At 69.2% G+C, this 23,109-nt stretch carries 22 protein-coding genes; 14 read left to right on the top strand and 8 right to left on the bottom strand.

Annotation, left to right across the window (positions count from 1 at the left end; genetic code table 11):
* Positions 1–138: 138 nt before the first annotated feature.
* Positions 139–1,044 carry a polysaccharide deacetylase family protein gene (locus HJG44_RS22365; protein WP_171220612.1) on the bottom strand — a complete coding sequence of 302 codons (906 nt, stop codon included), beginning with the start codon at positions 1,042–1,044 and terminating at the stop codon, positions 139–141.
* A 24-nt stretch (positions 1,045–1,068) separates the two neighbouring features.
* Complete coding sequence (locus HJG44_RS22370; RefSeq protein ID WP_171220613.1) at positions 1,069–1,776, bottom strand: GntR family transcriptional regulator; 708 nt, start codon at positions 1,774–1,776, stop codon at positions 1,069–1,071.
* 221 nt (positions 1,777–1,997) lie between these two features.
* On the opposite strand from HJG44_RS22370, the gene HJG44_RS22375 reads away from it, so the two are divergent.
* The 12 genes from HJG44_RS22375 to HJG44_RS22430 all read left to right on the top strand — a co-directional run bounded on the left by HJG44_RS22375 (position 1,998) and on the right by HJG44_RS22430 (position 14,678).
* Positions 1,998–2,897, top strand: a complete 900-nt coding sequence (locus HJG44_RS22375) for an isocitrate lyase/PEP mutase family protein (protein ID WP_246736428.1) — start codon at positions 1,998–2,000, stop codon at positions 2,895–2,897.
* A 10-nt stretch (positions 2,898–2,907) separates the two neighbouring features.
* Positions 2,908–3,612 carry an isochorismatase family protein gene (locus HJG44_RS22380; RefSeq protein ID WP_171220614.1) on the top strand — a complete coding sequence of 235 codons (705 nt, stop codon included), beginning with the start codon at positions 2,908–2,910 and terminating at the stop codon, positions 3,610–3,612.
* 32 nt (positions 3,613–3,644) lie between these two features.
* Positions 3,645–4,805 carry an ABC transporter substrate-binding protein gene (locus tag HJG44_RS22385; RefSeq protein WP_171220615.1) on the top strand — a complete coding sequence of 387 codons (1,161 nt, stop codon included), beginning with the start codon at positions 3,645–3,647 and terminating at the stop codon, positions 4,803–4,805.
* 61 nt (positions 4,806–4,866) lie between these two features.
* A complete protein-coding gene (locus HJG44_RS22390) occupies positions 4,867–5,829 on the top strand; it encodes a branched-chain amino acid ABC transporter permease (protein ID WP_171220616.1) in 963 nt (320 codons plus the stop codon).
* Between the two features lie 3 nt (positions 5,830–5,832).
* The gene (locus HJG44_RS22395) at positions 5,833–6,726 is read left to right on the top strand and encodes an ABC transporter permease subunit (RefSeq protein WP_171220617.1); all 894 of its coding nucleotides are present in this window, start codon (positions 5,833–5,835) and stop codon (positions 6,724–6,726) included.
* Positions 6,710–7,468, top strand: a complete 759-nt coding sequence (locus tag HJG44_RS22400; RefSeq protein ID WP_171220618.1) for an ABC transporter ATP-binding protein — start codon at positions 6,710–6,712, stop codon at positions 7,466–7,468. The genes HJG44_RS22395 and HJG44_RS22400 overlap by 17 nt, the downstream gene beginning before the upstream one ends.
* Positions 7,469–7,471: 3 nt before the next feature.
* A complete protein-coding gene (locus HJG44_RS22405; protein ID WP_171220619.1) occupies positions 7,472–8,155 on the top strand; it encodes an ABC transporter ATP-binding protein in 684 nt (227 codons plus the stop codon).
* Position 8,156: 1 nt separating this feature from the next.
* On the top strand, positions 8,157–9,557 hold the full coding sequence (locus HJG44_RS22410) for an MmgE/PrpD family protein (RefSeq protein ID WP_171220620.1): 1,401 nt from the start codon (positions 8,157–8,159) through the stop codon (positions 9,555–9,557).
* A complete protein-coding gene (locus HJG44_RS22415; protein WP_171220621.1) occupies positions 9,557–10,924 on the top strand; it encodes an FAD-dependent oxidoreductase in 1,368 nt (455 codons plus the stop codon). The genes HJG44_RS22410 and HJG44_RS22415 overlap by 1 nt, the downstream gene beginning before the upstream one ends.
* Positions 10,921–12,327, top strand: a complete 1,407-nt coding sequence (locus HJG44_RS22420; protein WP_171220622.1) for an MmgE/PrpD family protein — start codon at positions 10,921–10,923, stop codon at positions 12,325–12,327. Before HJG44_RS22415 ends, HJG44_RS22420 begins: the two co-directional genes overlap by 4 nt.
* Positions 12,324–13,718 (top strand): dihydroorotase, encoded by a 1,395-nt coding sequence (locus tag HJG44_RS22425; RefSeq protein ID WP_171220623.1) that lies wholly within the window; start codon positions 12,324–12,326, stop codon positions 13,716–13,718. Before HJG44_RS22420 ends, HJG44_RS22425 begins: the two co-directional genes overlap by 4 nt.
* A gap of 105 nt (positions 13,719–13,823) precedes the next feature.
* Positions 13,824–14,678: a lytic transglycosylase domain-containing protein gene (locus tag HJG44_RS22430; protein ID WP_171220624.1), complete on the top strand. Its 855-nt coding sequence runs from the start codon at positions 13,824–13,826 to the stop codon at positions 14,676–14,678.
* Positions 14,679–14,874: 196 nt separating this feature from the next.
* On the opposite strand, the gene HJG44_RS22435 is transcribed toward HJG44_RS22430, so the two are convergent.
* The 6 genes from HJG44_RS22435 to HJG44_RS22460 all read right to left on the bottom strand — a co-directional run bounded on the left by HJG44_RS22435 (position 14,875) and on the right by HJG44_RS22460 (position 20,008).
* Complete coding sequence (locus HJG44_RS22435; RefSeq protein WP_171220625.1) at positions 14,875–15,678, bottom strand: N-acyl homoserine lactonase family protein; 804 nt, start codon at positions 15,676–15,678, stop codon at positions 14,875–14,877.
* A 203-nt stretch (positions 15,679–15,881) separates the two neighbouring features.
* On the bottom strand, positions 15,882–16,769 hold the full coding sequence (locus HJG44_RS22440; protein WP_171220626.1) for an NAD(P)-dependent oxidoreductase: 888 nt from the start codon (positions 16,767–16,769) through the stop codon (positions 15,882–15,884).
* 22 nt (positions 16,770–16,791) lie between these two features.
* The gene (locus HJG44_RS22445) at positions 16,792–17,763 is read right to left on the bottom strand and encodes a Bug family tripartite tricarboxylate transporter substrate binding protein (protein ID WP_171220627.1); all 972 of its coding nucleotides are present in this window, start codon (positions 17,761–17,763) and stop codon (positions 16,792–16,794) included.
* A gap of 90 nt (positions 17,764–17,853) precedes the next feature.
* Positions 17,854–18,696, bottom strand: a complete 843-nt coding sequence (locus HJG44_RS22450; protein WP_171220628.1) for an alpha/beta fold hydrolase — start codon at positions 18,694–18,696, stop codon at positions 17,854–17,856.
* Positions 18,689–19,078 (bottom strand): hypothetical protein, encoded by a 390-nt coding sequence (locus tag HJG44_RS22455; RefSeq protein WP_171220629.1) that lies wholly within the window; start codon positions 19,076–19,078, stop codon positions 18,689–18,691. Before HJG44_RS22455 ends, HJG44_RS22450 begins: the two co-directional genes overlap by 8 nt.
* 132 nt (positions 19,079–19,210) lie before the next feature.
* Positions 19,211–20,008, bottom strand: a complete 798-nt coding sequence (locus tag HJG44_RS22460) for a Crp/Fnr family transcriptional regulator (protein WP_346767241.1) — start codon at positions 20,006–20,008, stop codon at positions 19,211–19,213.
* A 166-nt stretch (positions 20,009–20,174) separates the two neighbouring features.
* Between HJG44_RS22460 and HJG44_RS22465 the strand changes: the two genes are divergently transcribed.
* A complete protein-coding gene (locus HJG44_RS22465) occupies positions 20,175–21,125 on the top strand; it encodes a dihydrodipicolinate synthase family protein (RefSeq protein WP_171220631.1) in 951 nt (316 codons plus the stop codon).
* A 271-nt stretch (positions 21,126–21,396) separates the two neighbouring features.
* Positions 21,397–23,067 (top strand): cytochrome-c oxidase, cbb3-type subunit I, encoded by a 1,671-nt coding sequence (gene ccoN / locus HJG44_RS22470; RefSeq protein WP_171220632.1) that lies wholly within the window; start codon positions 21,397–21,399, stop codon positions 23,065–23,067.
* Positions 23,068–23,109 lie beyond the last annotated feature (42 nt).

Consider the following 23,109-nt stretch of genomic DNA (forward strand, 5'->3'; position numbering starts at 1 on the left):
CGCGAGGCCGAGTGGGAGCCTGTCGCCCGGGTGCTCATGCCCGAGCACCTGTCGGCAGGATTCGGAGGAACCCGGAAGCTCGCTGTCGAGGAATATGTCGGCGCGGTCGGAGCGTGTCCCACGCGTCACGCCGGATGGTCAGGTGCGTCGTAGCTCGACGGGGACCTGCGAGCGGTACCAGTCCAGGATCTCCGCTCCGGTCCACATCACGACGCCCTCGTGGCCGAGGATGTAATCGTAAAGCTGCTCCAGGTACCTGATCCGGTGCGGCACGCCCGTGAGATACGGGTGGATCGAGATCGCCATGATGCGGGGAGCCTCGGCTCCCTCGAGGTGGAGCCGGTCGAACTGGTCGCGGCCGCGGCGGAGAATCTCGTCGGAGGGCTGCTGCTGCACGGCCGAGATCACGACGTCGTTGATCTCGACCGTGTAGGGGACCGACAGGATCTCGCCCGCCCGCGTCCGCAGCGGAACCGGCTGATCGTCCAACACCCAGTCCGCGACGTATTCGATGCCGGCTTCGGCCAGGAGGTCGAGCGTCTCGTCCGTCTCGGTCAGGCCCGGGCTCTCCCAGCCGCGCGGCGGCCTGCCCGTCAGCTCGCGGATCGCCCCGATCGTGTCGGCGATCGCGGCCCGCTGGTCCTCGATCCTGTGCATCGGCCGCTGGACGAAGCCGTGGCCCATGAAGTCCCAGCCGGCATCGCGCGCGGCCTCGCACGCCTCGCGATAGACATCGCAGGCGCTGCCGTTCACGGCGAAGCTCGCCTTCAGCCCGCGCGACGAGAGCGTCTGCAGGAAGCGCCAGAAGCCGACGCGCATGCCGTATTCGTGCCAGGCCCAGTTCGGCAGGTCGGGAAGCAGCGGCTGGCCCATGGGCGGCGGCAGCACGGTCCGCGGCATCGGCCCGGACGGGCTCCACGTTTCCACGTTCACGATCGTCCAGACCGCCACCCGCGCGTCGTTCGGCAGGCGCAGCGGCGGCCGGCGGTGGATCGGCACGTAGTCCAGACGCCTGCGGATGCTGGCCCCGATCTCCTCCGCCATGGCTCTCCCTTGGCCTCGATGCTCTCAGGCCCGACGCTGCCCGGCTTCCGACCGCTCGGCTAGCCCCTGCAGGGATGACAAGGCGTTGAGCCGCGCGTTGCGGATGTGGCGCCGCATGCAGCCCTCCGCCGCGTCCGGGTTCCGGCTCACGAGCGCGCCGAGTATCTCCTTGTGCTCGCCAAACGCGGCCTGGGCGCGCCCGGGCTGCGTGCTGGCGCGCAGCCGGTGCAGCCGCAACTGGTAATAGACCTCGTCGAGAAGGAGCCGCTGCAGGTGCTCGCAGCGCGCGCCCTTGATGATGGCGAAGTGGAAATCGTCGTCGCCGATCCCCTGATGATAGGCCTCGCCGGCCGAGATGTCGGCCTGGCGCCCGTGCTGGTCCAGCATGGCGCGCAGGCTGTCGATCTCGGCGGCCGTCATGCTGTCGGCGGCGAGGCGCGCCGCCATGCCTTCCAGCGCCTCCCGCACGAGGAAGAGCTGCGAGACCTCTTCCGGGCGGAAGTCGATCACCCGGATGCCGATCCGCGGCGTGCGCGTGACCAGCCGGCCCTCGAGGCGCCCGAGCGCCTCGCGCAAGGGGCCGCGGCTGATCCCGAGCTGGCGGGCGAGCTCCGATTCGGACAGGCGCTGCCCGGGGCTGTAGGCGCCCGACGTGATCACCTGGACGAGCTTCACGAAGGCTTCCTCGGCGAGCGAGGTGAGGGCGATCGGCTCGATGGCGGTGGCGTTCATGCGTGGCCCGGCTTGTCGATCCTGCGCCGATATCATGATTCAACGTCTCGCGATGCCGCCCGGCGAGCGGAGACTTATGCCCTATCTGTCGACAGTTGTCTGCCCAGAGAAGGGCCGCTCTGGCGTCGAAATGGGCATTTTCTGAGGTAGCGCGCCATCGAATGTCGGAGTCCTCGGATTTCTCACCAAAACTGTTGACAGTTTGCAGATCAGTCGATGTTATGCGGCTCAGCTTGGTCGAGGGCTTGGTCGGGATGCGCAGCACGCGGGTGTTGAAGGAGCTGGTCGCGCGCCGGCAGGCCGTCACCGTCCCGGGCGCGGCGAATGCCATGTTCGCCCGGGTCATCGAGGATCTCGGCTTCGAGGCGGCCTACATCACCGGGGCCGGCGTCGCGAACATGGCGCTCGGCGTGCCGGATATCGGGCTCACCACGGTGACGGAGCTCGCCGCGACCACCTCCGCCATCGCCGATGCCGTGTCGCTCCCGATCGTCGTGGATGCCGATACCGGCTTCGGCAATGCCGTGAACATGGTGCGGACGGTGCGCCTGCTCGAACGCGCCGGCGCGGCCGGCATTCAGATCGAGGATCAGGTCTTTCCGAAGAAGTGCGGCCACTTCACGGGCAAGGAGGTCGTCCCCGCCCAGGAGATGGTCCAGAAGATCAAGGCGGCGGTCGACGCGCGGGTCGACGGCGATCTGCAGATCATCGCGCGCACCGATGCGCGTGCGGTGGAGGGCCTCGACCGTGCGATCGAGCGGGCGCAGGCTTTCGTGGAGGCGGGCGCCGACCTCACCTTCGTCGAGGCGCCGGTCTCGGCCGACGAGCTCGCGCGTATCGCGCGCGAGGTCCCCGTCCCGCAGGTCGCCAACATCGTCTTCGGCGGCCGGACGCCCGATCCCGGCCGCGAGAAGCTGGCCGAGATGGGCTTCTCCATCGTGCTCTACGCCAATGCCGCCCTGCAGGCCGCGCTGAAGGCGTCCTACGAGGTGCTCGGCGCGCTGAAGGAGAGGGGCTCTCTCGCTTCGGTCGCCGACCGGCTCGCCTCCTTCGAGGAGCGCCAGCGCGCGGTCGCCAAGCACGAATGGGACGAACTCGAGTCCCGCTACCGCGCGGCCTGAGGAGAAGCGCATGAACCCGCCTGCCCGGCCCGCCTCCCCGAAGCCCTGGGAGGGGATCATCTCCGAGGAGGAGCAGCGCGCCTACAACGCGGCCGGGTTCGGGCGCCAGACCGGCCTCGGCAAGCGGCCTGCGCTTCTCATCATCGACGTCCAGTACCGCACGACCGGCACCGAGCCGAAGCCGTTCTGGGAAGCGATCAAGGAATATCCGACCTCCTGCGGCGAGGTCGCCTGGCGGGCGGTCGCCCGCATCCAGCAGCTTCTCGGGCTGTTCCGGGAGCGGGACTGGCCGGTGATGTATCCGCTCGTCGCCCCCAAGCAGTCCTTCGACCGCGGCCGCCTGTCGGACAAGGTCCCGGCGATCATGAACGTGGCCGCCAAGGGGTACGAATTCCCGCCGGAGATCGCGCCGCGCGAGGTGGACATCCTCCTGCCCAAGAAGCATCCGAGCGCCTTCTTCGGCACGCCGCTGGCGAGCTACCTGATCAATGCCGGGGCGGATTCGCTCGTGGTCACCGGATGCTCGACGAGCGGCTGCGTCCGCGGCAGCGTCGTCGATGCCTTCGCCTACAATTTCCGCGTCCTCGTGCCCCACGATGCGGTCTACGACCGCAGCGCCACCTCGCACGCGGTGAACCTCTTCGACATGGCGTCCAAATACGCGGACGTGATGTCGACGGACGAGGCGCTCGAGGCGCTCCGCCAGATCGCCTGAGGCAACGACAGGTCAACAGCCGGAGAGGGACAATGAAGCAGACACGCTCGTTCACGCGCAGATCGGCGCTCCTGGCCGGCACGGCCGCCCTCGCCCTCGTCGGCGCCTCCTCCGCGCAGGCTCAGGAGGCTCTGCGCTTCGGCATGGCCATGCCGCTTTCGGGCGGGCAGGCGACCTACGGCCAGGACCAGGTCAAGGCCGCCGAATGGGCCGTCGCGGAGATCAACCAGAAGGGCGGCGTCAACGGCAAGAAGCTCGAGATGATCGTGCTCGACACGCGCGCCGACCCGCAGGCTGGCATCCAGGCCGCGAACCGCCTCATCTCCGTCGAGAAGGTCCCGGCCTTCGTGAGCGCCTGGTCGGCCGTCGTGAAGGCGATCGCGCCGGTCGCGAACGACAACAAGGTCGTGCAGCTCTCGGTCGGAGCGAACTCCGCCGACATCGCGAAGCTCGGCGACTATACCTACACGACCTTCCCGCTCGCCGATGTCGATATCACGGCCGTCGCCAGATACGCTGCCACGCAGATGGGCAAGAAGAAGGCGGCCGTCATCTACATCAACAACGAGACCGGGACGGTCGCGGCGCAGATCTACCGCGACGTCTTCACCAAGGCCGGCGGGCAGGTGGTCGCCTACGAGGCCTACGATCCGAAGGCCTCCGACTGGACGGGCCCGCTCCTGAAGGTCCGGGCGGCGCAGCCCGACATGATCCACATCCAGGGCCTCGTCGCAGACACGCCGCAGGTGATCGCGCAGATGCGCCAGCTCGGCCTGACGCAGCCGGTGTCCTCCTATTCGGCGGTCTACAATCCGAAGCTCATCGAGCAGCTCGGCAAGGCGGCGGAGGGCGTCATCGCGACCTCGCTCGCGCCCGGCGTCACGGACAGCCCGGCGGTGGCGGCCTATGTCGAGCGCTGGAAGAAGGAGGTCGGGCGCGAGCCGAACGGCCTGCCCTATACGCAGTACCTCTACGACGCCCCGTACATCGTGGCGGCCGTGTACAAGTCGATGGACGACAAGAAGCTGCCGATGACCGGCGAGAATTTCCGCAAGGAGATGCTGGCCATGCGCAGCTTCGACCTGCCGCTCACCGGGAAACTCACCATCAACGACGACCATACCGTCAACAAGCCCGTCTACCTGATGGAGGTGAAGGACGGGAAATGGACGCAGAAGGCGGTCGTGAACTGAGCCTGTTCCCAACCCTGGTGGCGGCTCTGCCGGCACCGCTCCGAGCAGCTCAGGGCGAGCGATGCTGACCTTCGACACAATCGCGCAGGTGCTGTGGACGTCGCTCGCGACGTCCAGTTACCTCGTGCTCTTCGCGGTCGCCTTCGCGCTGGTCCTGAAGGTGAACCAGATCTTCAACTTCGCCCAGGCTGCGGTCATGACGATCGCGTTCTACTCGGCGCATGCGGTCGTCTCGATGGCCGGGCAGCCTGGGGTTCTCGGCTTCCTGGCCGCGCTGGGATCGGCCATGCTCGCGGCCGCGATCCTGGAGATATTCGGCTTCCGCTCCCTGCGCCGGCGCCGCGCCTCGCAGATGTTCGTCTTCATCTTCACCCTGATCGTATCCGAGCTCGTGGCCTATCTCGCGATGCTGATATTCGGCACCTGGCCGACCACGATCTTCCCGTCGCTCTTCTGGCCTGTCTCGCTGGTCGGGAACGTCGCGGTGAGCGCCTGGGACGTGCCGGCGCTGGGTGCCATGCTGGGCTCGCTCGCCTTGCTCTTCGTGTTCCTGCGCTACTCGCAGCCCGGCCGGTTCATGATCGCGGTGGCCGACAATCCCGATCTCGCCGAGCTCTACGGGATCGAGAAGAACCGCATCTATCTCTACGCGATGCTGATCGCAGGGCTGCTGATCGGGGTCGGCATGTTCCTCTACGGCTCGCGCGCGCAGGTCCAGGCGACGACCTCGATCGAGCTCATGCTCTTCGCGATCGCGGCCACGATCATCGGCGGCATCGGCAACGTATGGGGCGCTGCGCTGACCGCGATCGTGCTCGGCGTCGTCCAGAACGGCAGCGTCCTGTTCATACCCTCCGAGTGGCAGGGCTTTCTCCTCTACGTGTTCCTGTTCCTGGCGATCGTCTTCTTCCCGAACGGGGTGAAGCTGCCGGAGCGCAAGCGCGGCCTCGCCCGGAAGGTGGCGAGCGTCGATCTCGGCGAGGGCGCCGCCGCAGCCAAGCCCGCCACGGCCGGGGAGGGCTGATCCGTGGAGTACATCTACACGCTCGTCATCCTGATCGCGCTCGGCGTGGTCCTGGCCTCCAGCTTCAACCTGATCATCGGCTATGCGGGGCTCGTCTCCATCGCGCATCCGGTCTTCTATGCGATCGGGGCCTATGTCTCGGCGCTGCTGGCGCGCGACCACGGCGTGCCGGTTCCCGTCGCGATGATCCTCGGGGCGCTCGCCGCCATGGCCGCGTCGATCGCTGTCGCGCTGCCGTCGCTGCGCGTCTCGGGAGACTACCTCCTGATCGCGAGCATCGGGTTCCAGCTCGGCCTGCTGGAGGCGATCAAGAACGTCTCCTTCACGGGCGGTGCGGGCGGCCTCACGAACATCCCGCCCTTCCTCATCCAGACCGCCGGGCGCGAGGCTTATGTCGCCCTCGTGGTCGGAGTGGCCGTCCTGACGGTGCTTCTCACGCGATCCATCGCCCATGGACCCTACGGCCGGGCGTTGAGCGCCATGCGCGACGACGAGCTCGCCTTCGCGGCGCTCGGGCGCAATGCGGTCGCCATGAAGGTCGCGGTCTTCGCTCTCGGCTCCGGCCTCGCCGGCCTCGCCGGCGCGCTCTATGCCCATTACTTCCGCTTCGTGACGCCGGAGCAGTTCGAGCTTCTGCAATCGGCCGCGATCCTGACCATGGTCGTGGTCGGCGGGATCAGGACGACGTGGGGACCGGTGGTCGGCGCGATCCTGCTCCAGGCCCTGCCGCAGGCCATCACCTTCCTCGACCTGCCGGTCGCGCTCCTCGGCCCGCTGCAGGGCCTGCTCTTCACCGGGCTCGTGCTCGTATTCATGTTCTGGCGGCCGCAGGGCCTCGTCGCAGCGGGCGAGTTCTGGCGCCCGTCCAGGGAGGCGCCCGATGTCGGCCGTCCTTGAGATCCGCGGGCTCGACAAGCGCTTCGGCGGCATCGTCGTCGCCGACGCGATCGACCTCACGCTGTCGGCCGGACGCGTCGTCGGGCTGATCGGGCCGAACGGCGCGGGCAAGACCTCGCTCTTCAACCTCGTGAGCGGAATCTTCCCCGCGGATGCCGGCACGATCACGTTGGACGGGGAGCGCATCGATCGGCTGAAGACGCACAGGCGCGCAGCGCGGGGCCTTTCCCGGACCTGGCAGAACCTCCGCCTGTTCCCCTCGCTCTCCGTCCTCGACAACCTGATGGTCGGGCCGCGGCACTATCCGGGCGAGAAGCTCTGGCGGCTCGCCTTCGATCGCGGCGGCGTCCGGCGGCGCGAGGCGGAGACGCGGCGGCGCGCGCTCGACGTGCTGGAGCGGACGGGCCTCGCCGCCGTGGCGAAGACGCGCGCCGCCGACCTGACCTTCGGCCAGCAGAAGCTCGTGGGCGTCGCGCGCGCCCTGATGAACGAGTCGCGCTGCCTGCTCCTGGACGAGCCGATGGCCGGCGTCGAGGGACATGCCTACGAGACGATGCAGCGCGTCGTGCGCGACGTCGCGGCGAGCGGCGTCGCGGTCTGCGTCGTCGAGCACAACGTCGCCTTCATCCGCGACCTCTGCGACGAGGGTGTCTTCATGTTCGCCGGCAAGGTCCTGGCCCGCGGGCCCGTGGCGGACCTCATCGCCGATCCCCGCCTGACCGAGCTCTATTTCGGGACCTGAGCGATGCTCGAGATCAACTCCGTCTCGGCCGGCTACGGGGCGCTCACCGCCCTGGAGAACATCTCGGCCAGCCTCGCCGATGGCGCACGGCTGGGCATCTTCGGCCATAACGGGGCCGGCAAGACGACCCTGCTCCGCTGCATCATCGGGGCGCATGCGCCGTCCGCGGGCACCGTCAGGCTCAACGGCGAGCCGATCATTCCCGGCCAGGTCCCGGCGACGGTGCGCCGCGGGATCGCCTTCGTGCCGCAGGGCCACAACGTCTTTCCGAACCTCTCGGTCGAGGAGAACCTCACGATCTCTGGCCTCCTGTTCGACCGCTCCTTCGTGACGGAGGTGATGCGCCTCTTCCCGGTGCTGGAGGAGCGCCGGAGCCAGCGGGCGGGCTCGATGTCGGGAGGCGAGCAGCAGATGCTCGCGCTCGGCATGGCCATGATGACCCAGCCGAAATGGCTCCTGCTGGACGAGCCGTCGACCGGTCTCGCGCCCGTCATCGTGCGCAACGTGATGGGCCAGCTCGCGGTCGTGAACAAGACGTTCGGGACCGGGCTGATCATCGTGGAGCAGAACGTCCCCGCGACCCTGAAGGTCGTCGAAAGCTGCCTGATCCTGAAATCCGGCCGGGCCGTGTACCAGGGCGACGCCGCGACGCTCGCCGCCAAGCCGGACCTCTGGGAGTGGTTCTGACGTGAAGGCGAAACGCGACGAGGCGTTGCGCGCCCGCAGCGCGGAGGGTGCTCGCGAGCTGATGGGCTGGGCCGTCGGGGCCGCTCGGCAGCCGCTTCCACGCGAGATCCGCGACCGCGCCGCTCTGGTCCTCGCGGACGATATCGGGGCCATGGTCGTCGCGGCCACGGAGCCGGGCGTCGCGCGCAGCCGGGAGGTCTTCGCCCGCAGCTCCGGTGCGGCGGAGGCGAGCGTCTTCGCGCCCGGCACCCCGCGGCTCGACAGGGCTTCCGCGGCCGCCGCGAACGGCATTGCGGCCGCCTGGTGTGAGCTCGACGAAGGCTACCGCGGCGCGCCCTGCCATGCGGGCGCCTACATCCTGCCGGCGCTTCTTGCGGAGGCGGAAGCGCGCGGCGCTGGCCTCGGCGAGGTTCTCTCCTCCCTTGCGGTCGCCTACGAGATCACCGCCCGGATGGCGCGGGCCTTTCCGTTCCCGGCGATGACCGTGCATCCGCACGCGGCCTTCGCGACCGTCGGGGCGGCGGCGGGCGTCTCCCTCATCCGGGGGCACGACGAGCGCCTTCTTCTGGACGCCGTCTCGGGTGCGGCGAGCATGACCTTCGCGGGCCCGTACGAGCATGCGATCGAGGGCGCGCTCGTGCGCAATGCATGGACCTCGGCGGGCGCCTGGGTCGGCCTGCGCTCGGCCGATTTCGCGGAGGCCGGCGTCGCGGGCCTCCCGGAGACCTTCTACGACGTGTTCGCGACCGCCTTCGGGACCGGCGTCGAGCCGGACGTCCTGCAGGCCGGACTCGGGACCGAGTGGTCGATCGCGGGCGGCTACCACAAGGTCTTCGCCTGCTGCCAATACGCCCATGGCGCGATCGAGGCGACGCTTGCGCTTCGCGACCGGCTCGGAGCGGGCCGGCGGGTCGAGGAGCTCGAGGAGATCCTCGTCGAGACCCATCCGCGTGGCCTCACGCTCACGGCGGTCGAGCCACCGACCGTTCTGTCCGCCAAGTTCTCGATGCCGCATGCGGTCGCCGCCTCCGCGGTCACCGGGACGGGCGGGCAGGCGGCGTTCAGCGAGGAAGCGCTGCATGACGGCCGGATTGCCGCCTTGCGCCGCAAGGTCCGGCTCGCACCCATCGGCGAGATCGGGCCGCCGCCGAACGACCGGCCCTCGCGCGTGACGTGGCGCTTCAGGGATGGCGGGACGCTCACCGAGCTGCGCGAGAGCGCGCGCGGCGGGGCCGACCAGCCCTTCGACGAGGCGACGTTGCTGGCGAAGCTGCGGGACAACACAGCACGGGCCTTCCCGGCCATGGCCGGGGTGCTGACCGGGATCGTGCAGGGCCGCGTCGATCCGGGAGCGGGCTGGCGCGAGACGGTGGACGAGATGATGCGGGACGCAGGGCGCTGATGGGTACGGATGTCGACATCCTGGTGATCGGGGCGGGAGGCTGCGGCCTTGCCGCGGCGATCGCGGGCTCCGATGCTGGGGCGAGCGTCGCCGTCATCGAGAAGCACGAGCGCCCGGGCGGCAATTCTTCCCTTTCGACTGGCTCCGTTCCGGCTGCGGGCAGCCGCTTCCAGCGCGAGGCCGGCATCGAGGACGATCCCGAGCGCATGGTCCGCGACCTGATGAGCATCGCCCGCGAGACCGACGATCTCGATCTCGTCCGGCGGCTGGCAGGCGTCTCGGCCGAGACGGTCGAGTGGCTCGTGGACGAGGTCGGCGCGAGGCTGAAGCTCGTGACGGCCTACAAGCATATCGGCCATTCTGTCCCGCGGCTGCATGCGCCCGTGTCCCGGCGCGGACAGGATCTGGTCGACGACCTGATCGCCGCAGTCGAGAAGCGGGACGTCCCGATCGCTGTCGGCAACAGCGCGGTCGACCTCATCGTGGAGAATGGGGCCGTCCACGGCGCACTCGTCGAGACGGACGGCAGCCGAAGCGAGATCAGGGCCGGCAAGACGATCCTGTCCGTGAACGGCTTCGCCGGAAATCCCGATCTCGTCCGCCGGTTCTGCCCGGAGATCGCCGGCGCAGAGTATTTCGGCGCGCGCGGCTCGACCGGCGAGGCGATCCTCTGGGGCGAGAAGATCGGCGCCGATTTCGCGAACATGGCCGCCTACCAGGGCTACGCGGCCGTCGCCTATCCGCAGGGGAGCCTCCTCTCCTGGACGACGATCGAGAAGGGCGGCTTCATCGTCGGCGAGGATGCCCGCCGTTTCGGCGACGAGAGTCTCGGCTATTCGGGCTATGCCCGAATCGTGCTTGGCCGGGGCGGCAAGACCTTCGCGGTCTTCGACCAGAAGATCTTCGACGTCGCGGCAGGCGAGGAGGAGTTCCTCGAGCTCTGGAAATATGGCGGCCTGAAGCGCGGCGAGACCCCGGAGGAGATCGCCCGCGCCCTCGATCTCGACGGCGGGGCCCTCGCGGAGGAGCTGGCCGCCTTCAACCGCGCCGCCTCGGGTCGCGAGCCGGATCGCTTCGGGCGGCATGATTTCGGCCTCGCTCCGCTCGCCGGCCCGTTCTACATCTGCCGCGTGGTCCCGGGCCTGTTCCACACCCAGGGCGGGCTCCGCGTCGACGGGGACGGGCGCGTGCTGCGGCCGGGCGGGAGCGCGGTGCCGAACCTCTTTGCGGGCGGCGGCGCGGCGGCCGGGATCAGCGGTCGGAGCGGCGCGCTCGGCTATGCCTCAGGCAACGGCCTCCTTTCCGCCATCGCGCTCGGGCGCCTCGCGGCGCTCGCCGCCGCCCGCGAACTGGGGCATTCCGCATGAGCGCCGTTCCCGTCGCCCGCCGGCTCGTCCGGCAGTTCAGGTCGCTGGTCCGCCAGCCGCTTCCGGCCGAAGTGGAGGAGGCGGCAAAGCTGCATCTGCTGGACGCGCTCGGGGTCGGCCTCGCCGCCCGCGCGTCCTCCGTGGGTCGGCCCTATTCCCGCTATGCCGCCGGGGTGGCGCTCGGCGGGCCGGCCACCGTGCTCGGCTCCGCGATGGGCGCGCCGGCCTCGGAGGCGGCGCTCGTCAATGGCGGGCTGATCCACAGCCTCGAATACGACGACACGCATACGGGCTCGATCGCGCATGGCTCGGCCGTGCTGGCCCCGACGGTGCTCGCCGCGGGCGAGGCCGCGGGCGCGGCGGGCGCGACGGTGCTCAAGGCCTTCGCGCTCGGCTGGGAGACGCTCATCCGCATGGGCCTGGCCTCGGCCGCAGGCTTCCAGGCGCTCGGATTCCAGGTGACCTCCGTCGGCGGGACGCTGGTTGCGGCCATGATGGCGGCGGAGCTCTCCGGCGCGTCGGAGGACGAGGCCGTGGCCGCGGTCGGGATCGCGCTCAGCGGCTCCTCCGGCGGGTTCGAGTTCCTGACCAACGGCTCCTCCGTGAAGTCGATGCATCCCGGCTGGGCCGCCCATGTCGGGATCACGGCGGCCGCGATGGCTCGCGCCGGCCTCACCGGGCCGGAGACCGCGATCGAGGGGCGGAACGGCCTTTTCCGCGCCTTCGCCGGCGACGAGAAGGGCGGGGCGGCCTTCGGGTCGCTCCTGGAGGATTTCGGCACGGTCTGGCACCTGCCGAAGGCCGCCTTCAAGTTCTACCCGTGCTGCCACTATCTCCATCCCTTCATCGAGGCGGCCGGGCGGCTCGCGGAGGATGGCGTCGCCGCGGACGAGGTCGACGAGCTGGTCTGCCGCGCCCCCGCCCGGACGGCGGCGATCATCTGCGAGCCCTGGGCGCTGAAGCAGAACCCGCCTTCCGGCCATGCGGCGCGCTGGAGCCTGCCGGTCGCGGTCGCGGCACGGCTGGTCGATGGTCGTGTCGATCTTGCCGCCTTCGAGGCGCCGGCGAGCCCGGCCGTCCTGGCCCTCGCCGGCCGCACCCGCTGGGAGCCCCTCGGCCGCGACAACTTCCCGGCCGCCTTCGAGGCCGAGATCTTCTGCCGGACGCGGGACGGGCGCATCCGCGAGGTCCGGATCGACGACGTGTTCGGCAACGCCTCCCGGCCGGCGACCCCTGAGGACGTGCGGGGCAAGTTCCGGGCGAATGCCGGCCGCACCCTCCCGCTCGAAGCTGTCCGGATGATCGAGGCGGCCGTAGACGCCATCGGCGCCGCCCTGTCGCTCGGCCCGTTGCAGGAGGCGCTCCGGACCGAGCAGCCCCAGCCCGGCAGGAGCGCGGCATGAGCGGGTTCGATCTTCTCATCCGGGGCGGCGAGGCCATCCTGCCGGGCGCGGGCCGCCGCGCCTGCGACATCGGGGTCCGCGACGGCCGCATCGCGGCGGTCCTGGAGCCCGGCGCGCCGGCGGAGGCGGCCGAGAGCTTCGATGCGGCCGGGCTCGTCATCCTCCCCGGAGCGATCGACGCGCATATCCATCTCGGGCACGGGAAGGACATTTCCCGCCCGCGCGTGCCGGATGATGCGGCGGCCGAGAGCGCGGCGGCCGCGAAGGGCGGGGTCACGACCTTCATCTGCTACCTCATGGCGAGCGAGCCCTTCGAGGGGATCCTGCCCGAGGTGATCGCCGTGACGGAGGCGGGATCACGCGTCGATTTCGGCTATCACCCGATCGTCTCGACCGAAGAGCAGCTCGAGGGCGTGCCGGCCTATGTCGCCGAATGGGGTGCGCCCACCTTCAAGATCTTCATGAACAACCGGGGCGGGGAAGGGGCCCGCCTCGGCCTCCCCGATATCGACGACGGCTTCCTGCTGCGCCTCTGCGAGGCGGCCGCGCGGCATGGCGGCATGGTCTGCCCACACCCGGAAACCATCGAGCTCGCCTGGGTCATGCGCGACCGCGCCAAGGGCGCCGATCCGGAGGGCCGCGGCGGGCTTGCGACCTGGAACGCGAGCCGTCCGCCCTTCGTGGAGGCGGACGCCGTCCAGCGCGCGGCCTATGTCGCGAGGACGGCCGGCGCGCCGCTCTATGTCGTCCACACCTCTTCGGCCGAGGCGCTGCAGGCCGGCCTGCGGGGGCGCGCTGCGGGCTCGGTGGTCCACCTTGAGACCTGTCCGCACTATCTCACGCACGACGTCGGCTGGGAGGGCGGCGATCGCGGGAAGATCAACCCGCCGCTGCGGGAAGCCTCCGACCGCGAGGCACTCTGGCAGGCGGTGCTTTCCGGCGCGATCGACACGGTGGCGACCGACCACGTCCATCGCGACGTCTCGTCGAAGGCAGGCGGCATCTGGGCGGCGTCGCCGGGCTGCCCGGGCCTCGAGACGCTCCTGCCCGTGCTCCTCAGCGAGGGTCACCACAAGCGCGGACTCCCGCTCGCCCGGATCGCCGAGCTCGTGGCGACCAATCCGGCTCGCCTCATGGGGCTGGCAGGGCGGAAAGGCTCCATCGCGCCCGGGCTCGACGCCGATCTCGCCTTCATCGATCTCGATGCGGATTGGACGCTGACCCGGAGCGACGTGGTCTCGAGCGCCGGCTATTCGATCTACGAGGGCTGGGAGTTCCGGGGCCGCGTGGTGCACACGACGGTGCGCGGCCGCTTCGTGCTGCGCGGCGGCAGGCTGGACGAGGCCGCCGTCGGCCACGGCCGCTATCAGAAGCGGCGGCTTTCGGCCTGATCCTCGGCTGCGGCCTGCCCGGAGGTCGGAGCAGCGATCCGGCAATTCGGCCCCGCAGGTCACAGAAAAGCCGGCGCTCCGTCCGAGGGAGGCGGCGTGTGGATCATGCGGGCGGTGAGATTGGCGGCGGTCGCGGCCGCGACGGTCGCGTTCGGACCGACCGCGCCGGCTCGGGCCCAGGAGGAGGCAGTGGAGCAGAGCCTCTGCCGCCTCATCGAAGGCGCCGCGGGCCGGCATGCCCTACCGGTCGGATTCCTGACGCGCCTCATCTGGCAGGAAAGCAGCTTCCGGCCGCATGTGACGAGCCCCGCCGGCGCGCAGGGCGTGGCTCAGTTCATGCCCGGCACGGCGCGGGAGCGGGGGCTCGCCGATCCTTTCGATCCCGAGCAGGCGATTCCGGCCGCGGCCTCCTTCCTGACCGATCTCAGGCGGGCCTTCGGGAATCTGGGGCTCGCAGCCGCCGCGTATAACGGCGGCCCGAGCCGCGTCTCGTCCTGGCTCGCCGGGCGCGGCGGCCTGCCTGCGGAGACGCGCGACTACGTCGTTCGCATCACGGGCCGGTCCGCCGAGGATTGGGCGGCGGACCGCAACGCAGGCGCCGCCCCGAAGGAGGAAGCAGGATTGCCTGACCGCCCCTGCCTCACCGTCACCGCCGAACTGAAGCGCGGCGGCTTCCGCGGCATCTCCGTCATGGCCGAGGGCGCCATGGCGCCCTGGGGCGTGCAGCTCGCCGGCAACTTCTCGAAGTCCGTCGCGCTCGCCTCCTTCGCCCGAAGCCGCGCGCGGCTCGCCTCCGTTCTCGGCGACGTGCAGCCCATGATCCTCGGGAGCCGCCTGCGGAGCCGCGGCCGCGGTCTGTTCTACCGGGTGCGCGTGCCCGCCCAGACGAGGGCCGAGGCCAACGCGCTCTGCACCCGCATCCGCTCGGCCGGCGGCGCCTGCGCCGTGCTCAGGACCTGAAGGGCCTGATCGTCGCGCATCCTGCCCAGCTCCGCACCTGCAGCCCGAAGGCGCTGAACCCGCCCGGTCAACGGCGACGGATGAGCCGCCAGGCCTGCCGGAGGATGATGAGGTTCCTGACGAGGCGCAGCATGGGAATCTCCCTCGAGTCGATGAGGGAGTGAACGCGTGCGCCCCGCGGAGGTTCGGACCGTGGTCAGGCTCTCGGATCGGCGTCGAGCCGGACGGCGATCCCCTCGAGCCCGGGTGCCGAGGCGGGATAGCGCGCGAGCACGAGCGGGTCGTGGCCCGGGATCACGTTCGAGCGCTCGCTCGCGAGCTCGTACAGCCTGCGGTAGCCCTCCAGCGTGTCCTCCACGCTGTGCAGCAGGTGGAAGGGCCGGCCCTCCTCCATGTTGGCATAGAAGTGGCTGGCATCCGAGGCCAGCATCATCCAGCCGCGCCGCGTCCATACGCGCACCACCTGCAGCCCCTTGGAATGCCCTCCCAGCCGGTGCACGCTCAATCCCGGCGCGATCTCGCGGTCGCCGTCGTGGAAGGTGATGCGGCCGTCGAAGACCTTGCGCACCATCGCGAGCACATCCTCGACCTCGAACGGCACGCGCAATGTCGGATGGCACATGCAACGCCCGGTGCAATAGGCCATCTCGGCGTCCTGCATGTGGTAGCGGGCGCGCGGGAACAGCCCGTAATTCCCGCAATGGTCGTAATGCATGTGGCTGACGATCACGTCCTCGACCGCATCCGGGTCGATGCCGATGCATTTGAGCCCCTCGCCGGGCGAGCGCAGGAACTGCCGCTTCCGCTTCCGGCCCATGGCCTCGTCGAAGCCCGTATCGAGGATGAAGGTCCGGCCGTTGCCGCGTATCGCCCAGACGAAGTAGTCGAGCGGCATCGGGGCGTCGTGCGGATCGCCCCCGAGGAAGTTCTCCTTCCGGGTCGCGGCCGCGTTGTGGCCGTAGCGGACGGCATGGATCTCGTAGGGCTGGAGCTCGGGCATGAAGATTCACTCAGGCTTGTTGGATGATCCGGAAACACGACTTGCGCCATGCTGAGGAGCCCCCGGGCACCGTCCCAGGGGCGTCTCGAAACACGCACGACCCTTGTGCGTCGTTCAAGGCTCCGCGGAGTTTATCGTCGGGCCGGCCAGAAGGCCGGACCCGATGGGCCCGCACCTCAGGATGACGAAAGGAGTAGAAGGTCTCAGCCCGGCTTCCCGACCGTGACGCCGGCCGGGCGCTCGACCATCTCGACGATGCGCGTGAAGTCGCTCTCGGGACCGAACTGGTCGTTCATCTTCTGCCAGACCGACCGCACCGCCTTGGCCGTTTCGAGATCGAGCCCCATGCTCTCGGCCTCCTCCAGGCAGAGGCGGACATCCTTGAACATGAGCCCGGTCGCGAAGCCGTAGTCGAAGCGGCGGTTCAGGATCGATCTCGGGAATTTCTGCGTCGTCGCCGTGTTCATGCCCGACGAGACGTTGATCACGTCGACCATGACGGCCGGGTCGATCCCGGCCTTCACGCCGGCCGTGATCGCCTCGGCCGAGATCGCCATGGCGGCCGCCGACATGAGGTTGTTGCAGAGCTTCATCATCTGCGCCGCGCCGGGCGCCTCGCCGATGAAGAAGACCTTCCCGATATGCTTCAGCATCGGCTCGAGCCGCTCGAAGGTCTGGCGGGGGCAGGAGACCATCACGGCCAGCGTGCCCGCCTTCGCGCCCCCGACGCCGCCGCTCACCGGGCTATCCACGAAGGTGATCCCACGTTCCTTCATCGCCGCCGCGATCGCCGTCGCGACCCGCGGCCCCGTGGTCGAAAGGTCCACCACGGTCTTCACGGCCGTGCCCTGGCCGACCTCGGACACGACCTTCTGCACGATGTCGGGCGTGGGCAGGCTGACCAGCACCGTCTCGGCCTGCGAGCCGACATCGGCGGCCGATGCGGCCCGCTTCGCCCCGCGCGCGACGAACGGTGCCACGACGTCGTCGCGGGTGTCGAACACCACGAGCCCGTAGCCCGCATCGGCGAGCCGGATCGCCATCGGCGTGCCCATGTTGCCGAGCCCGATGAACCCGATCGTCTCTGCCATGTGATCCTCTCCTCGAACCTTCCTATTCGGCCTTCAGGCCGACCGCGCGGATGATGGCGCCGAAGCGCTCCACATCCGCCGCAATGAGGCGGCGCAGCGGCTCGGCGCCCTGCTGGTCGGGCTCGGGCAGCTCGGCTGCAAGCTCGCCGAAACGGCGACGAAGTTCCGGGTCCTGCAGGGCCGCCCTCACGGAGGCCTCCAGCCGGTCCAGGATCGGACGGGGCGTCGCGGCCGGGGCCGCGATCGCGTTCCACACGGTCAGATCGAATTGCGGCGCGCCGCCTTCCGCGAAGGTCGGAACGTCCGGCGCCTGCGGCAGCCGGCGCCGGCTCGAGGTGGCGATCGCCGTGACGTTCCCGCCCGCATGGAGGGGCAGCATGGTCACGGTCTGGTCGATCACGGCGTCGATCACGCCGGACATGAGGTCGTTGATGGCGGGGCCCGCACCCCGATAGGCGATATCGACCGCCTTGGTGCCCGTCACGTGCAGGAAGGTGGCGGTTGCCAGATGACCTGTCGTGCCGGGGCCCGAATGGCCGAAATTGACGCTTCTGCCGTCCGCCTTGAGCTTGGCCAGGAAGGCGGGCAGGTCGCGGACGCCGCTCTTCTTCGAGACGGAGAGCACCATGGGCACGATCGCAACGAGCCCGACCGGCGCGAGGTCCTGGCGCGGGTCGTAGCCGAGCTGCGGGAAGAGCCAGACATTGGCTGCGAGCGAGCCCATGTTCCCGAAGATCAGGGTGTAGCCGTCGGGCTCCGAGCGGACGACGCGGCGGGTGCCGACGGTCGCTCCGCCGCCGACCACGTTCTCGACGATCACCGACTGGCGAAGATCCTCGCTCATGCTCTTCGCGACAAGGCGGGCAAGCACGTCTGTCGTCCCGCCGGCCGCCGCCGCGACCACGAGCGTGACCGGACGGTTCGGAAACGTCTGCGCGATGGCGGAGCCGGCGAGCAGCAGAAGCGCCGCCGCGGCCGATGCGAACACCCTCATGCGTTCTCCCCTGGATTGCGTCCGTCTTCGATGCCCCAGAACTCGGGCGCTCCAGCGGATGCGCTCTGCGCGAGCCGGAACCCGTCAGCGCTACTCCGCGGCCATGAAGTCGAGCTCCGGCAGCAGGTAGCTGCGGAAGTGCTCGTAGTGCTCGATCATCGGGAAATGCCCGATGCCCGGCATCTCGGTGTAGCGCGAGCCCGGGATGGCATCGGCAACCGCCTTCGTCATCGCGGGCGTGCAGGAATAATCGTAGGAGCCGGTGAGCAGGCTCACCTTGCAGCGCGACGTGTCGATCGACCTGATGTGCGCGCGCGCATCCCAGTCGAACGAGTAGAACATCACGTCGCCCGCATACACGCCTGGGCCCGATTGGGCGTAGTACCACCAGTTGGCGCGCTTGCCGGCTTCGGGGCTCTGCGGTGCGTTCAGCCCCCAGGTATAGGTCGCGACGAGCTCGCCGCCGTGGATCGCCGGATGGTGCAGGAAATCGTTGTACCTGCCGGGGGCGTATGCCCCGCTCTCCAGCCCGACAACCCCGCGGATCCGGCCCTGGTAGTCGCTCGCCACCCTGAGCACGATCGCGCCCCCCGTGGAGCAGCCCATCACCACGGGCCGGTCCAGCTCGAGCGCGTGCCAGACGGCCTCGATCGTCGCGAGGTACTGCGCGGTCGTCAGCTCGTAGCGCGTGAGCCACCACCCGTCCGGGGGGTCGGAGCGGCCGTGCCAGGGCATGTCGAAACAGACGACGCGGAACCGCGAGGTCACCTCGCGGTCGTTCAGGAGGTGGCGGTACTGCCGGCTGTCGGCGCCCGCGGTATGGAGGCAGAGAAGCGGGATGCCTTGCCCCGCCTCCTCCACGTAGATCCGATGGGCCGTGCCCCCGATATCGACCGTGAGATAGCGCCCGAGAATCGGCTCGAAATCAGGCATGGGCGGCGGCCTCCGCCGGGACGGGGCCGATCTCGCGCATCAGGTTCATCATGCGGTGGAGGGCGCGGGCGTTCTGCATGGCGACGAGCGTGTCGCCGTCCAGGACGAAGTCGGGCACCCGCATCAGCATGGCGAAGACGTCGTGGAAGAGCGGCGGCGGGTCCGGATCGAGGAACCTGGACCAGACCCGCATCGGAGCCCGGAACCCGAAGGAGGTGCGCAGGTCGAAGCGCGGCGACGCGAGAACGCGCTCGATCGTGCCGCCGCGGACCTGGACGACGTAGCGTGTCTCGTCGAAGGCGATGCCGAAGCTCGCGTCGAACTTGGTCCCGGTGACGCGGAGCTCGGGGTCGGCGTTCACCCGCTCGCGGAACGCCGCCATCCAGGTCTCGTCCGGAACTCCTGCCAGGGCCGCCTCCCAGGTCGCGATCTTGTTGTCAGATCGTCAGACGATCCTGGACACCTAATCGCCCAGTGGCAGTCGGTCAATCTCCACCCGCAGAAACGGCCTCGGTCAAAGGGCCGGTCGCGCCTCCGAATAGTACGGCCCCGACCTGTTCGCGGGCGGAGCGGCGGTCGCCTCCGCGGGGGAGGGCTTCATCAGCCGGCGATACTCGGCTTCGGGCAGGCCATAGGAGCCGCGGGCGGCCTGTTCGAGCTTGGCCCTGTCCAGGATGCGGATGTTGCCGCGCCGGGCCCGGATCATGCGCTCGCCCTCGAGCACGTGCAGCGAGACCGTGATGCCGGGACGGCGGACGCCGAGCATGAGGGAGAGGAATTCGTGCGTGAGGGGGAGGTCGTCGCCGTCGCTTCGGTCATGCGCCATGAGGAGCCACCGCGCGAGGCGGGTCTCGACCGTGTGGCGCGCATTGGCCCGGCTCGTCTCGGCCACCTGGGTCATGAAGACGTGCGAATAGAGGAGCACGGCGCGGTGCAGCGCCGGGCTGTCGTGGCAGGCCTGCCGAAAGGCCTCCGCGCTCATGCGGAGGGCATTGCCCGCCCGCTGGACGAAAATGTGGAACGGGGCGGAGCTGCATCCGAGCGCGAGAGAGAATCCCGCCATTCCTTCGCGGCCGATCATAGCTATTTCGGCCTGCTCGCGATCCCCTGAACGGGCTATGACTGAAAGTAGGCCGCTCTGGAGAAAGTGGACATGCGTGATGGCTGCGAAAGGTTCGATGATCGTCTGCTCTGGCTCGAAGCTGACAAGCTCCATCGCCGGAGAGAGAAGGGTCAAATCTTTTTCGGGAAGCGCCGCAAGTAGTTGGTTGCGGGCTGCTGATTGCCCCATGTTCCACCCATTCACTGTCATATTCACAAGATATAACCGAGTGCTCCGATCGGAACTTTAGCTTTTGTTATCAGAGGTACGGAATCTGACCTACGCGATAATTCCGATGTGCTGGGCCGGTTCCGAACCGCGTCGACACGGCTTGCAGCGAAGGCACCCGCATGGGACAGGGCGGCAGGAGACCAGCATGCCCCTCGACACAGCCTCAGGCGCCTTCGCGATTGCCCCGACACCCTTCCATCCCGACGGCCGGATCGATTACGACTCGATCGACCGCCTCGGCGACTTCTACCGTGAGGTCGGCTGCACCGGGGTGACTGTGCTCGGCATCATGGGCGAGGCTCCGAAGCTCGACGGCGAGGAAGCGGTCGAGGTCGCGACCCGCTTCATCCGGGCGTCGCAGGGCCTGGCAGTCGTCGTGGGGGTCTCTGCCCCGGGTTTCGCCTCGATGCGCGGCCTGGCGCGGAAGGCCATGGAGGCGGGCGCGGCGGGCGTGATGATCGCGCCGCCGCCGTCCCTGCGGACCGACGATCAGATCGTCACCTATTTCCGCCAGGCGTCGGAGGCGATCGGGCCGGATGTCCCCTGGGTGCTGCAGGACTACCCGCTCACGCTCAGCGTCGTCATGACCCCGGCCGTGATCCGCCGCATCTTCGCCGAGAACCCCTCCTGCCTGATGCTGAAGCACGAGGATTGGCCGGGCCTGGAGAAGATTTCGGCCCTGCGCGCCTTCCAGGCCGACGGATCGCTCCGGCCGATCTCGATCCTCACGGGGAACGGCGCGCTGTTTCTCGATTTCGAGATGGAGCGCGGCGCGGACGGCGCCATGACCGGCTACGCCTTCCCCGAGATGCTGGTCGACGTCGTGCGGCTGCAGAAGGAGGGCCGGCGCGATGCCGCTCACGACCTGTTCGATGCGCATCTCCCGCTCGTCCGCTACGAGCAGCAGCAGGGCGTGGGGCTCGCCGTCCGCAAATATGTGCTCGCCCGCCGCGGGCTCCTGGCGTCCGACGCGCAGCGCAAGCCCGGCCCCGTCCTGAGCGACAGGGCGAAGGCCGAGGTCGAGTACCTGCTGAGCCGGGTGGCACGTGTGGACCGGCGCGCCGCGATCTCGCCTCAACTCGCCCGCGCGTCTTGACCGCTCCGCGGGACGCGACGGCAGAGAAGCTGTCGCTTCCTCGTCCCCAGCAGCCCGAGGGGACGGGAAGCCCGCCCGGGCATCCTCGGCCTGCCCCGAAATCAAGACTGAATGGCCCCGCGGGCGCGGCCATGACACGGGACGCTCCTTAGCCATAACCCGGCAGGGGAACAGGCCCCCCGCCCGGCCCCCGCTTGATCCAGATCAACGCCGCTTGCGCCCCCCATGACCACAAGGTCGCGGACTCCCGGAGGGCCGGCGCGGGCGAGCGATGACCAGAGCTGCGACAAACAACTATCTCAATCCCGCCGAGTTGGGCCTCGTCGGGGTGCTGGGCGCGGCCTTCCTCGCCTGCACGCTCGCGACGGCCCGCGCGATCGATCCCGGCTTCGGCTTCCATGCCGGCCTGTTCGCGGCTGCGAGCGCGGCCGGGATCGTGGCGCTCATCGAGCGGGCGCGGCGCGGGCTGAACCAGCCGGTTCCGGCCGAGATCGACGGCAGGCCGAACTACAATCTCGGCGTGGTGAAATTCGGCGTGGCCGCCGCGATGTTCTGGGGCGTAGCCGGGTTCCTCGTCGGGGTCGTCATCGCGCTGCAGCTCTGGGCCCCGTCGCTGAATCTCGGGCTCGAATGGACGAGCTTCGGGCGCCTGCGGCCGCTGCACACCTCGGCCGTCATCTTCGCCTTCGGCGGCAACGTGCTCATCGCGACCTCCTTCTACGTCGTGCAGAAGACCTGCCGCGTGCGGCTCGCGGGCGACCTCGCGCCCTGGTTCGTGATGCTCGGCTACAACTTCTTCATCGTCGTCGCGGGCACCGGCTACCTCCTCGGCATCACGCAGTCGAAGGAATATGCCGAGCCCGAATGGTATGCCGACCTGTGGCTGACGCTCGTCTGGGTCGTCTATCTCCTCGTCTTCCTCGCGACCATCTGGAGGCGCAAGGAGCCGCACATCTTCGTCGCGAACTGGTTCTATCTCGCCTTCATCGTGACGATCGCGATGCTGCACATCGTCAACAACCTGGCGATGCCCGTCTCGGTCTTCGGCTCGAAGTCATACCCGATCTTCTCGGGCGTGCAGGATGCGCTGATCCAGTGGTGGTACGGCCACAACGCGGTCGGGTTCTTCCTGACGGCCGGCTTCCTGGCCATCATGTACTACTTCATCCCGAAGCGGGCCGAGCGGCCGATCTACTCGTACCGGCTGTCGATCATCCACTTCTGGGCCCTGATCTTCATGTATATCTGGGCCGGCCCGCACCATCTGCACTACACGGCGCTGCCGGACTGGGCGCAGACCCTCGGCATGACCTTCTCGATCATGCTCTGGATGCCGTCCTGGGGCGGCATGATCAACGGGCTGATGACGCTCTCGGGCGCCTGGGACAAGCTGCGCACCGATCCCGTCCTGCGTCTCATGGTGGTGTCGCTCGCCTTCTACGGCATGTCGACCTTCGAAGGCCCCATGATGTCGATCAAGGCGGTGAACTCGCTCTCGCACTATACCGACTGGACGATCGGCCACGTGCATTCGGGCGCGCTCGGCTGGGTGGCCTATATCTCCTTCGGGGCGATCTATTGCCTCGTCCCGTGGCTCTGGAACCGGCGCGAGCTCTATTCGCTCAAGCTCGTGGAATGGCACTTCTGGATCTCGACCCTCGGCATCGTCCTCTACATCTCGTCGATGTGGGTCGCCGGGATCATGCAGGGCCTGATGTGGCGCGCGTATAACGCGCTCGGATTTCTCGAATATTCCTTCGTCGAGACGGTCGAGGCCATGCAGCCCTACTATCTGGTGCGGGCGCTGGGCGGCGTTCTCTTCCTGATCGGGGCGCTGATCATGGTCTACAACCTGGTCATGACGGTGCGCGGCCGCGAGGCGGAGCTCGCTCTCCGGCCCCTCGGACCGGCCCTCCAGCCCAGCCTCGTGCCGGCCGAGTAACTCGGCCGGACTTCCCCCTCGCCGACGGAAGCAGAAGCTCGC

Source organism: Enterovirga aerilata, from assembly GCF_013044135.1.
GTDB classification, from domain to species: domain Bacteria; phylum Pseudomonadota; class Alphaproteobacteria; order Rhizobiales; family Beijerinckiaceae; genus Enterovirga; species Enterovirga aerilata.

What these genes read in the sequence shown, in the direction of transcription:
- ccoN (WP_171220632.1), top strand. Translation starts at nt 21,397, where the DNA reads ATGACCAGAGCTGCGACAAACAACTATCTCAATCCCGCCGAGTTGGGC.
- HJG44_RS22435 (WP_171220625.1), bottom strand. Translation starts at nt 15,678, where the DNA reads ATGCCCGAGCTCCAGCCCTACGAGATCCATGCCGTCCGCTACGGCCAC.
- HJG44_RS22375 (WP_246736428.1), top strand. Translation starts at nt 1,998, where the DNA reads ATGCGGCTCAGCTTGGTCGAGGGCTTGGTCGGGATGCGCAGCACGCGG.
- HJG44_RS22445 (WP_171220627.1), bottom strand. Translation starts at nt 17,763, where the DNA reads ATGAGGGTGTTCGCATCGGCCGCGGCGGCGCTTCTGCTGCTCGCCGGC.
- HJG44_RS22415 (WP_171220621.1), top strand. Translation starts at nt 9,557, where the DNA reads ATGGGTACGGATGTCGACATCCTGGTGATCGGGGCGGGAGGCTGCGGC.
- HJG44_RS22405 (WP_171220619.1), top strand. Translation starts at nt 7,472, where the DNA reads ATGCTCGAGATCAACTCCGTCTCGGCCGGCTACGGGGCGCTCACCGCC.
- HJG44_RS22400 (WP_171220618.1), top strand. Translation starts at nt 6,710, where the DNA reads ATGTCGGCCGTCCTTGAGATCCGCGGGCTCGACAAGCGCTTCGGCGGC.
- HJG44_RS22365 (WP_171220612.1), bottom strand. Translation starts at nt 1,044, where the DNA reads ATGGCGGAGGAGATCGGGGCCAGCATCCGCAGGCGTCTGGACTACGTG.
- HJG44_RS22385 (WP_171220615.1), top strand. Translation starts at nt 3,645, where the DNA reads ATGAAGCAGACACGCTCGTTCACGCGCAGATCGGCGCTCCTGGCCGGC.
- HJG44_RS22455 (WP_171220629.1), bottom strand. Translation starts at nt 19,078, where the DNA reads ATGGCGGCGTTCCGCGAGCGGGTGAACGCCGACCCCGAGCTCCGCGTC.
- HJG44_RS22420 (WP_171220622.1), top strand. Translation starts at nt 10,921, where the DNA reads ATGAGCGCCGTTCCCGTCGCCCGCCGGCTCGTCCGGCAGTTCAGGTCG.
- HJG44_RS22430 (WP_171220624.1), top strand. Translation starts at nt 13,824, where the DNA reads ATGCGGGCGGTGAGATTGGCGGCGGTCGCGGCCGCGACGGTCGCGTTC.
- HJG44_RS22440 (WP_171220626.1), bottom strand. Translation starts at nt 16,769, where the DNA reads ATGGCAGAGACGATCGGGTTCATCGGGCTCGGCAACATGGGCACGCCG.
- HJG44_RS22450 (WP_171220628.1), bottom strand. Translation starts at nt 18,696, where the DNA reads ATGCCTGATTTCGAGCCGATTCTCGGGCGCTATCTCACGGTCGATATC.
- HJG44_RS22425 (WP_171220623.1), top strand. Translation starts at nt 12,324, where the DNA reads ATGAGCGGGTTCGATCTTCTCATCCGGGGCGGCGAGGCCATCCTGCCG.
- HJG44_RS22390 (WP_171220616.1), top strand. Translation starts at nt 4,867, where the DNA reads ATGCTGACCTTCGACACAATCGCGCAGGTGCTGTGGACGTCGCTCGCG.
- HJG44_RS22380 (WP_171220614.1), top strand. Translation starts at nt 2,908, where the DNA reads ATGAACCCGCCTGCCCGGCCCGCCTCCCCGAAGCCCTGGGAGGGGATC.
- HJG44_RS22465 (WP_171220631.1), top strand. Translation starts at nt 20,175, where the DNA reads ATGCCCCTCGACACAGCCTCAGGCGCCTTCGCGATTGCCCCGACACCC.
- HJG44_RS22460 (WP_346767241.1), bottom strand. Translation starts at nt 20,008, where the DNA reads ATGACAGTGAATGGGTGGAACATGGGGCAATCAGCAGCCCGCAACCAA.
- HJG44_RS22370 (WP_171220613.1), bottom strand. Translation starts at nt 1,776, where the DNA reads ATGAACGCCACCGCCATCGAGCCGATCGCCCTCACCTCGCTCGCCGAG.